The 10,275-nt window shown below is 50.7% G+C and carries 10 protein-coding genes; 9 read left to right on the top strand and 1 reads right to left on the bottom strand.

All coding sequences use genetic code 11. The annotated features are described in order from the left end of the window. From PHU49_03150 to PHU49_03125, 6 genes are all read left to right on the top strand, one after another. A partial coding sequence (locus PHU49_03150; GenBank protein MDD5242994.1) for a glycosyltransferase family 2 protein occupies positions 1-762 on the top strand: 762 nt, incomplete at its 5' end. Then, entirely contained in the window at positions 743-1,729 is a 987-nt protein-coding gene (locus tag PHU49_03145; protein MDD5242993.1) for a GDP-mannose 4,6-dehydratase, read from the top strand. The genes PHU49_03150 and PHU49_03145, both read left to right, overlap by 20 nt. Before the next feature lie 44 nt (positions 1,730-1,773). Beyond that, positions 1,774-1,995 (top strand): hypothetical protein, encoded by a 222-nt coding sequence (locus PHU49_03140; protein MDD5242992.1) that lies wholly within the window; start codon positions 1,774-1,776, stop codon positions 1,993-1,995. A gap of 25 nt (positions 1,996-2,020) precedes the next feature. Beyond that, positions 2,021-3,130 carry a DegT/DnrJ/EryC1/StrS family aminotransferase gene (locus PHU49_03135; GenBank protein ID MDD5242991.1) on the top strand — a complete coding sequence of 370 codons (1,110 nt, stop codon included), beginning with the start codon at positions 2,021-2,023 and terminating at the stop codon, positions 3,128-3,130. Then, positions 3,127-4,287 (top strand): glycosyltransferase family 4 protein, encoded by a 1,161-nt coding sequence (locus PHU49_03130; GenBank protein MDD5242990.1) that lies wholly within the window; start codon positions 3,127-3,129, stop codon positions 4,285-4,287. The genes PHU49_03135 and PHU49_03130 overlap by 4 nt, the downstream gene beginning before the upstream one ends. After that, positions 4,284-5,417: a glycosyltransferase family 4 protein gene (locus PHU49_03125; protein ID MDD5242989.1), complete on the top strand. Its 1,134-nt coding sequence runs from the start codon at positions 4,284-4,286 to the stop codon at positions 5,415-5,417. Before PHU49_03130 ends, PHU49_03125 begins: the two co-directional genes overlap by 4 nt. A gap of 158 nt (positions 5,418-5,575) precedes the next feature. Here PHU49_03125 and PHU49_03120 read toward each other — a convergent pair whose 3' ends face one another. Then, positions 5,576-6,475, bottom strand: a complete 900-nt coding sequence (locus PHU49_03120; protein ID MDD5242988.1) for a glycosyltransferase family 2 protein — start codon at positions 6,473-6,475, stop codon at positions 5,576-5,578. 280 nt (positions 6,476-6,755) lie between these two features. On the opposite strand from PHU49_03120, the gene PHU49_03115 reads away from it, so the two are divergent. The 3 genes from PHU49_03115 to PHU49_03105 form a co-directional block, all read left to right on the top strand. Then, positions 6,756-8,543, top strand: coding sequence for a carbamoyltransferase C-terminal domain-containing protein (locus PHU49_03115; protein ID MDD5242987.1), 1,788 nt, complete (start codon positions 6,756-6,758; stop codon positions 8,541-8,543). Between the two features lie 33 nt (positions 8,544-8,576). After that, positions 8,577-9,563, top strand: a complete 987-nt coding sequence (locus tag PHU49_03110) for a glycosyltransferase family 4 protein (protein MDD5242986.1) — start codon at positions 8,577-8,579, stop codon at positions 9,561-9,563. A gap of 20 nt (positions 9,564-9,583) precedes the next feature. After that, positions 9,584-10,275: lipopolysaccharide kinase InaA family protein (locus PHU49_03105; GenBank protein MDD5242985.1), on the top strand; the 692-nt coding region annotated here is incomplete at its 3' end.

Here is a 10,275-nt window from a genome sequence, read left to right as displayed (position 1 = left end):
TCCGTCTACATGATCACCTTCAACAACAATACAACGATCGAGGGGGCATTGAAGAGTGTCTCCGGCTGGGCCGACGAGGTTATTGTCGTTGATTCCCACAGCACTGACGGGGCAATCGAGACGATCCAGAGATATACCGATAAGCTTTATCAGTTCGACACAACAGACCAGCGAGAGAAATACCAGTCAGCCCAAAACCTGTGCAGTAACATCTGGGTGCTCTTTATCGATGCTGACGAATGGCTTACGGAGGAATTTAAAACAGAGGTAGCCGGCATTGTTGCCGACGATACCCCATACAATGGTTTTATCGCTTACAGGAGAAACATCTATCTCGGCAGGGAGATCAGGCATGGCGGCTGGTATCCCGATTACGAGATACGACTGTATAAAAAGGACAGGGGCAGCTGGCAGGGCGGTATCCACGCGAAGGTCCATGTTGAAGGGAAGATAGGGAGGCTGAAAAGCCATTACATGCATATACCATACGCGGACACGGCGCATCAGATCAGGACAATAGACCGCTATTCAGGGGCATTCGCAGACGACCTCTATAAATCAAACCGCCATTTTCACCTTTTTAATATGCTCACAAGACCGGTTTACCGTTTTTTCCGGGACTATATCTTCAAGATGGGTTTTCTTGACGGCATACCGGGAGTCATCATCTGTGCTTCGACGATGTACTATGTCTTTATGAAACATGCGAAACTATGGGAAATGGAGAGAAGATATGGGAGGAATGAAGAAATTCAGAAATAAGGAAGTGCTCATCACGGGAGGGCTGGGGTTTATCGGCAGCAATCTCGCTATAGCGCTTGTCAGGCTCGGCGCCCGCGTAACGATCATTGACAACATGCTTCCGAGACAGGGCGGGAGCCTCTTCAATGTTAAGGATATCGCAGATAAGGTAAAGGTGAATTTTTCCGATGTGAGAAATGAACTCTCAATGAACCACCTTGTGAAGGGGAAGGATTACGTTTTTCACCTTGCCGGACAGGTAAACCACGTTGACAGTATGCGCAACCCGATACAGGACCTCGATATCAACTGCAAGGGTACGCTCGTTCTGCTCGAGGCCCTTCGCCGGCATAACATCGGTACGAGGGTCATCTTCGCGGGTACCCGCGGGGAATATGGATCGAGCGTCAAGCTCCCCGTCGATGAAGACCACCCGACAAACCCGAAGGGGATCTATGCCGTTACCAACCTCACGGCCGAAAAGATGGTTCTCGTTTACGACGATGTCTATAAGATCAGGGGCGCCTGCCTGAGGATTACAAATACCTACGGACCCCGGCATCAGATGATGCATGATGAATACGGCGTCTTCAACTGGTTTATACGTAAGGCGATGGACAACGAAGCCATCCCTGTCTTCGGTGATGGACGTATCCTCAGGGATTTTCTCTATGTTGATGACCTTGTGGAATGTATGTTGATGACGGCGATGACGGATGCTGCCTACGGAAAGGTCTTTAATGTGGGAACCGGATCGCCGGTCAGTTTCTATGACCTTGCGAAAACAATTGTCAAGATTACAGGGACAGGAAAGACAAAATTTACTGAATTTACCCGGGAAAGAAAAGAGGTTGAGCCCGGGGATTACTACGCGGACATCAGCCACATAAAAAAGATAGTCAAATGGGAACCGAAAACATCTCTGGATGAGGGGATCCGCAAGACCGTGGCGTACTACAAGAAATATAAAAAGGAATACTGGCGATGAAGAACGAGGGACGAGGGACGTCCGCTGCGCTAGGACGAGGGACGATGAAAATCAGGAGAGCAGAGGATGAGAGGGTGAGAGGAGCAGAAAGCGGAATACCCGGGTTAGTACAGCCTTTTACATTTGGTTTTTACTTCGAACTCCGAACGCTCAACTGCCCCGCAGGGGCCTTGCCGAAAGTCCTTTTGAGAATCTCGATATACGATATACGAAATACGATATACGATATACTATCAGTGGGCCGGGCTTCCTCGGCTCACGTCTGACGGATTCAACAAGGGGAATGCAATTATGATCGTAAAGATGTTTAATCTGGAACGAGACCACGAGGACATAAAAAAAGACCTGCTCAGGATCTTTGAGGATGTCCTGTCGGATGGTGAGTTTATACAGGGAAAAGAGGTGAAGGCCCTGGAAGAGTCTTTCGCTTCATATATCGGGGTAAAATACGCAATAGGTGTTGGAAACGGCACCGACGCAATCCGTATCGGCGGTCTTGCCCTTGATCTGAAGGCAGGGGATAAGTTTGTAACAACCCCTAACACGTATGTCGCTTCCGCAATGGCGCTCTCTATGCAAGGTCTGGTCCCGCTCTTCTGTGATATTGAACTTGAGACGTACAACATAGACCCCGAAAAGCTGGAAGACCTTTTAAAAAGGGAAAAGGACATCAAGCTCTGCATACCCGTCCACCTGTACGGCCACCCGTGCAGAATGGATGAGATAATGAGGGTCTGTAAAACCTATGGCGTGAAGGTCATGGAAGATGCCTGTCAGGCCCACGGGGCGCTGTACAAAGAGAAGAAGGTGGGTAGTTTTGGTGATGTCGCTGCCTTCAGCTTCTATCCCACCAAGAACCTCGGTTGTTATGGAGATGGGGGTATTGTTGTTACTGATTCCGAAGAGATATACCGGAGGGCTATGATGCTCAGGAACTATGGCCAGACGGATAAGCATGTCCACGCGATAGAGGGTTTCAATTCGAGACTTGATGAGGTCCAGGCAGCATTCCTTAAATATAAATTGAAACAACTCGATTACTGGAATGAAAAAAGGCGACACAATGCATGGTTGTACCGGAAGGAACTTGAGAACTCACCGCTCATTCTCCCCACAGAGGCTTCCTGGGCGCGTCACGTATACCATCTTTACGTTGTGAGGTCGAAGGAGCGCGACAGTCTTCGTCAGTACTTAAGCGACAATGGCGTCATGACGCTTATCCATTACCCTACGCCGATACATCTCCAGGGCGCATACAGCAGTCTCGGTTTCAAGGAAGGGTCTTTCACCAACGCAGAACAGGTTGCCAGGGAGATTATTTCGCTGCCTATGTACCCAACGTTGAAACAGGACGAGATAATCCATGTGTGCAAGTGCATACGGGGATTTTACGGTCTATGAAAATCCTCCAATTATTTAGTGACTGGAAGTGGACGGGACCGGCTGAACCTGTAGTTTCGCTCTGTGAAGCACTGAACGTCCAGGGGGTCGACGTAACCCTTGCATATCGGAAAACTCCCCTTGAGTTTCACGAGAGGACCGTTGAAAAGCAGGTAAAACAGAGGGCAATACGGTATTATGAGGGGCTGAGACTGAACAGGTATTTTTCTTTTCGGGACTGGTACCACGATATGCAGCATTTAAAAGATTATGTCAGCAGGGAAAATGTCGATATTATCCATACGAACCTTTCCCACGACCATTACACCGCCGTTATTTCGACGCTTTTCGCTGGTACGCGGCCCCTGATAATACGGACAGACCACAAGAGAGACGGTATGCCGGATAATCTTTTTATGTCCTGGGCGCTCCGTAAGACGGACGGTATCGTAACGTACAGCGAAAAACTGCGGAAGCAGGATATAAAAAGATTCGATTTCCCCGACGCAAGGACATCCGCTGTTCCGCCCGCGATAAGGGCATATGAGGGTCCTGTAAAAAAAATGCGGAATGTTTTCGGCATAAAACCGGACGAGAGGGTCATCGGTGTTATCGGGCGCCTCAAGCCTGACCGTGGGTACGACATCATACTCAGGGCGTTTAAGAAGTTGAAAGACCGTCAGGGCAAGGTCAAGCTCCTTATCATGGGCAGGAGTTCTCAGATAGAGAAGAGTATAAAAAGGCCGCTGGCAGAGCTTGGCCTTGAGCAGGATGTTATCCTTGCGGGGTACAGGGTGGAGGACTATTTTTCCGTTATCGCGACCTTCGATATCTTTGTGATGATGAGGGCGGGGAGTGACGGCTCGGCGAGGGCGCTGCGGGAGGTCATGGGCATGGGAAGACCTGCCATAGTCTCAGATGCGGGCATGCTCCCGGAGCTTGTCGATAACGGGAAAACAGGTTTTATTACGACCTGGGATGCAGATGACCTTTCGAAGAAGATGGAAACCCTCCTCTGGGACGAGGGTATGAGAAAGACCTTTGGGGCCAATGCAGCGAGAATAGCCAGGGAGAAATGGGATTACCGGGCGCAGGCCGGACAACTGAAAGATTTTTATGAAAGGCTTATGCTTATGGGGAAAAGAAAAAATTCTCCTAAACTGAACGTAACACCATGAAGATAGGTATAGCGGTCTATAATTTTAATCCGAAGAAAGGCGGCGCAGAACGATATGCATATGACCTCGCCACGATCCTGAGCCGGAGAGGGCATGAGATCTTTATCTTCTGCTCGATGGGGATAGAGGTGCCGGGGATCACCCTGGTGAGGTTCAACACAATGCCGTTCCCGCGCTGGCTCAGGACCCTATCGTTCGCGCTGAACCACAGGAAGTACGTCAGGCTCTTTAACCTTGATGTAATGCTCGGTTTCGGCAATACCCTCGATCTCGATGTATACCAGAGCCACGGTGGCATACAGCGTATCTGGATGGAGAGGGAGATCGCAAGTTACGACGATCCGAAGGAGCGTTCCTTGAAGGCGTTCCTTCTGCGCAGAAGCATCAACCAGATGATACAACGCTGGATAGAAGAATTCCCTATCAGGAGCAGGAGATATTCCAGGATCGTTGCCATCTCCGATATGATAAAAGGGCATATGGCCGGACATTATAATCTGGCCGATGACAGCATAGACGTTGTGTACAATGGCGTGGATACGGAACGCTTCAGGCCGGCAGCAGTGATACCTGATGGTCCCCCGAGGATACTCTTCTCAGCAGGGAATTTCAGGCTAAAAGGGCTTTCCCCGCTGCTTTCTGCGCTCGGTGAGGTTTCAAAAGAGACAAAAGACTTCCGCCTCATTGTCATGGGCAGGGGGAGAAAAGAAAGATATATAAAAATGATAGACGCATTGAACATAGCGAACAATGTGACCTTTCTCGGAGAATCTTCTTCGCCGGAGAATGTCTACCGGGATGCCCATATACTTGTGCATCCTACCTTCTATGACGCCTGTTCACTGACAACGATGGAGTCTATGGCATCGGGGCTTCCGACGATCACAACGAAGTGGAACGGCGCGGCGACCCTCATCTCTGAAAACGAAGGCTATGTCATTGACGAACCACGGGATGTCGCGAGCCTCGCATCGGCAATAAAGGCATTGCTGGACAGGGATCGCATGCGCTCCATGGGTGCAGCCGCCCGGGCGAAGCTTGAAGACTTTACTATCGAAAAAAACGCAGCGGCGATGGAAAGGATATGTAAAGAAGCCGCAGACTCAAAACGGGGTAAAGGCAGTAAATAGTCGATAGTGAATAGCAGAAAGCCAGTCGATAGTCGATAGTATATCGTATATAGTGGACTGCAAAAGCAGCATCTAAGGCCTCTTTCGGTCTACGATATACGAACTACAATATACGATTTTCTACGAGCTATTATTTAGCTGCTAATAGCTGACCGCTATCAGAAATACATCTTTATAAACTTTACGAGATAATCTATCCTGGACAGCTTGCCGGGTTTTGTTCTGATCCCTTTTATGTAACACTCTCTGGCAAGCCTCTTGTCGCCTGACGCGTAGTATCTCCTGAAGAGCTCCATATAGCGGTTGGCGATGAGGTCGTTGCGGAGGTAGTCGAGGGCTCCTTTATAATAAAGATCGTCGATAACAGCCGTTACAAAATCGATACCCTGTCTTTTCAGTTGTTCGACATTATGACGGAGGCTGTCAGGATGGCTGAAGGTGATGGCCGTAGGCGTGGCAAGGAAATAGCCCTTTCTCTGAAAAAAGACCTTGGTGAAATAGACGATATCCTCGCCGTTCGATATGTGCGTAGGAAAAGCGAACGCCTTCGCGACGACGGTGCGCATGAGGACCGCGCAGGTGGCAAAGGAGATGCGCCTGCAAAGAAGGTCTTCGTACAACCTTTCTGAAAAAAAGCTTTGTCCCGTTTTATCATGGAGGTACGGCGTCTCATCGGGAGCGTGTTTGGAAAGGGTGGAACTGATAACAAAGTCAGCGTCTTTGTTTTCGGTAAGGATCAGGACCCGCATCTCGATAGAGTCTGTCGTCAGGGCATCGTCGGCATCAAGGAAGGTGATGAAGCTGCCTTGTGCTCCCTCAAGCCCTCTGTTCCTTGCCGACGAGACGCCACGGTTGTCCTGACGGATGTACCGGACGCTGTCACGAAACCCTTCAACGACCGCGCGGGTATTATCCGTTGAACCGTCGTCGACAACGATGATCTCGAGGTTTTTGTATGTCTGCTGAAGACACGAAGTGATCGCTGCCGGCAGATAGTTTGCATAGTTGTAGGTGGGGATAACGATCGACACGAGGGGATTATTATCTGCTGTTTCCATAGTGTTTGACCTGCGGAGGTATGTGATATTAATGTGATTATATCATTGAGGTTGTCAAGGTTTTTGTTGGGATGGGCTGGTTTGTGCCGCTCGCGTTTGTTGCGTGCATTGGGTTCGTTGGGTTTGTTGAGTTCACTCTCAGCTCTCAGCTCTTTGCTCTCTGCTGCCTTTCTCTATGGGCAGGACTGCTTTTGAGATTGACTGGCCGGGGTTCTCCTGTTATATTAGGAAAATTTATATGTTACACTGTTCTCAGGCAGATAATCTATAGGGGTATTTTGTGAATATCTTAGGTCTTCATATATTCGGACACGACACCGGCGGCGCCATCATATCAAATGGCCGCCTCTGGGCCATCGGCGAGGAGAGGCTCGACAGGAAAAAGCACTCCGGCTACTTCCCTCATCTCTCGGTGAGATACCTCCTTCAGGCTGCCGGGCTTAAGAGCATTAACGAGATAGACCTTGTCGTCGGGGTCACCCGTTATGATAAGGAAGGAAGCAATGTCACGGTCGGTTCGATCAGAGAAGAGCTCGGCTATACCGGCCGGGTCCATACGGTCTCCCATCACGATGCCCATGCGGCGAGCGCCTTTTGCGCATCGCCTTTCGATGAGGCTGCCATAATGGTCGTTGACGGGCTGGGAAGCAAATCCATTGAGATCGAGAGCGGCAAAGAGCTTCCCTTTTCGCTCCGGGGATTGACGATCAAAGAGCAGAAAGACCGCGAAGAGGTCCAGTCGTTCTACAGGGCGCAGGGGAATGAGCTGACCCTGATACGGAAGGACTGTACTGCCCCGGGATACATGAACGGGCTGGGCCTTGTCTATATGGGGACATCGGTGTTTCTGAATTTCGGTGATTTCGGTTCAGGGAAGGTGATGGGACTTGCGCCCTACGGGGGGAAACCCGGCAAGACGGTGGAGCCGGGATTCTTCGACGTTGTAGATGGTGCTGCGCTCACGCAAAGCGAAAAGAACTTTGTGCGGCACAACGATCTTTACCAGAGGCAGTTCTTTCCCGACCTGCCCCGCCGTGAAAACCAGAATCTGCCCGATGATCTTTATACCGAGATCGCCTATGCCGTACAAAAGGAAACCGAGGACGGGCTCATTGAGATAGCGCGCTACCTTTACCGGATAAGCCCGAGCAAAAACCTCTGCTACGCGGGCGGCGTGGGTCTGAACAGTGTGGCAAACAAAAAGATACTCGACAATACGCCCTTTGAGAATATCTTTATCCAGCCCGGCTCCTGCGATTCGGGCATTGCCCTTGGCTGCGCCCTATACGGCGCACACTTTGTTGAAAAGGAGGAACCGGGAAAGTACCGGTTCAAAAACGCGTACCTCGGCAGGACTTACAGCGAAGAGGAGATCCTCGATGCACTGCGAAATACGCCAAACATCCGGTTTACAAAGGAGCAGGATATTGTAAAAAGGACTGCCGGACTTCTGGCCGACGGGAAGATACTGGGCTGGCTGGAGGGCGGGAGCGAGATCGGCCCCCGCGCCCTTGGGCACAGGAGCATCATCTGCGACCCGGGAAAACCGGGGATGAAGGATGTCCTGAACGCGAAGGTGAAGCACAGGGAAGGGTTCCGCCCTTTTGCGCCATCGGTCCTCCTGGAGCATGCCTCTGAATATTTTGATCTCGATTGCGAGAGCCCCTATATGCTCCTCATTGCCGCGGTGAAAGACGACAAACAGTCGGTAGTCCCTGCGATTACCCATGTTGACGGCACTGCGCGGGTCCAGACAGTGACGAAAAACGACAACGGCAGGTATTATGATCTCATCAAGGAGTTCTATAACATTACCAATGTTCCGGTCATACTGAACACCTCTTTTAATATAGCCGGTGAACCTATTGTAGAGACCCCGCAGGATGCCTTGAGATGTTTCATGTCCACCGAGATGGATTACCTGGTCATTGAGGACTACCTCGTTGAAGCTGTTGGCCCCAAAGAACTTGTCAAAGGACCTGTTGCCGACGAAAACAAGCTGAAGGCAGTTGATATCAGAGGCGGCAGGGGTTTGAAGAGATGGCTCGCAGGTTTTAAGAAGCGATAGGCGCGGACAGGGACCAATTCTCTTAAGAATCCTATGAAGAAGATCCTTTTTTTCACCCACAACATTTTTACAAAAGAGAATCCACGGGGGTACAGGATCCATCAATACTTCCCGTACCTGGAGAAAAGCGGCTTCACGGTCACGCTGTTGACAACAAAGACGAGTCTCCCCAGGGTGCTCAAAGAGATCATGCAGTCAGACATAACCTATGTCCAGCGGGTATTGCTCAATCCTTTCAAGTTGTCTCTTTTCAGAAAGCTCTCGAAGAAGATGGTCTACGATTTCGATGACGCGGTGATGTATGGAAGCCGGGGTGCGAGCACGACACGGCAGAGGAGATTTGAAGGCATGGTAAAGGCCTCAGACGTTGTGTTGTGCGGCAACCAATTTCTTGCCGATGAGGCAATGAAGTATAAAGCGACCGGTGTCCATTATATCCCTACGGTCGTCGATATTGGTGAATACCCGGTGAAACAACACGGGCCAAAGAAGCCCTTTGTCATCGGATGGATAGGAAGCAGCGCAACATTAAAGTACCTCGCCGATATACGGGAGTTATTGGATTATTATGCTGACCAGGAAGGCGTGGAGTGCAAGATCGTCGCCGACAAGCCCCCGGAGGGGATGAAAAAAGGGATGCTCTTTGAACAATGGGATTACGACAGGGAGAAACAGTCCATCCTGAGTTTCGATATGGGGATCATGCCGGTGAAGGACGATATCTGGTCCCTGGGGAAGTGCGGCCTCAAGCTGATCCAGTATATGGCAGCGGGGCTCCCCTCGGTTGCCCACCCTGTCGGCGTTGTGCAGGACATGATCATCGACGGGCATAACGGGTTTTCAAGGAAGGACGCGGAAGGCTGGAAGGACGCCATCGATAGGCTTCGGGGAGACGTTGACCTGCGGAGGGCCATGGGGATGGCTTCGAGGAAGATCGCCGAAGAACGTTATTCCCTGAATATCTGGGGACCAAGGGTTGCAGAGATCCTGGATACCCTCCCGGGCGGATCAGCACGATGAAGGAATTCCGGATAAAAGGCATGAAATGGTTTCTTGAAGACGAGGGACTCTCGGCCGTGCTTGAGAAGCTGCCGGAGGTATCGGACGCGCGGAGGCATTACATTACCGTGCCCTATAAAGAAGGAGAGGTCTTCATAAAGACCTTTGTCGAGAAAGGGGCCCTCGGCGCACTGAGGAACAGAACAGTCCCCAGGGGTAAAAAAGAATATGAGACAGGGAAGCGGCTGGCCTCGATCGGGATCAGGACGCCTGGGTGCCTTGGGTACGGGGTCGGCAGGAAGCGCTCCTGCGTGGTCCAGGATCGGATCGACGGCGAGGGGTTTGTCCGTGTATTTTTCAGGCATGGGTACCGTGAAAGATTAATCCCTGCACTCGCAGAACTTCTCAGGGGGTTGAAGGAGAACGGTGTCTGTCATAACGACCTCCATCTCGACAATGTGCTTGTGTCCGGCAATCTCCTGTATCTCATTGATCTCCACAAGACAAAATTAAAAGATGCCCTTAGCGATAAAGATGAGCTTTCCAACCTCACCCACGCCCTTACCATGATCTATGAGGACCTCAACGAGAAAGAGAAGGGACTTTTTTTTGAACGCTACGGGAACCTGAAGGTACAAAAGGCAGTTGAAGGAGAGATCAAAAGGTTAAGGGCAAGATGGATCGAGAGCAAGAAGAGAAGGGCATTTCAGGAGACCTCCAAGATCGTGCGCAG

The organism is Syntrophorhabdaceae bacterium, from assembly GCA_028713955.1.
Lineage (GTDB): Bacteria > Desulfobacterota > Syntrophorhabdia > Syntrophorhabdales > Syntrophorhabdaceae > UBA5609.
Note: the sequence above shows the minus strand (reverse complement) of the source record. Positions and strands in the feature narration are given on the sequence as shown.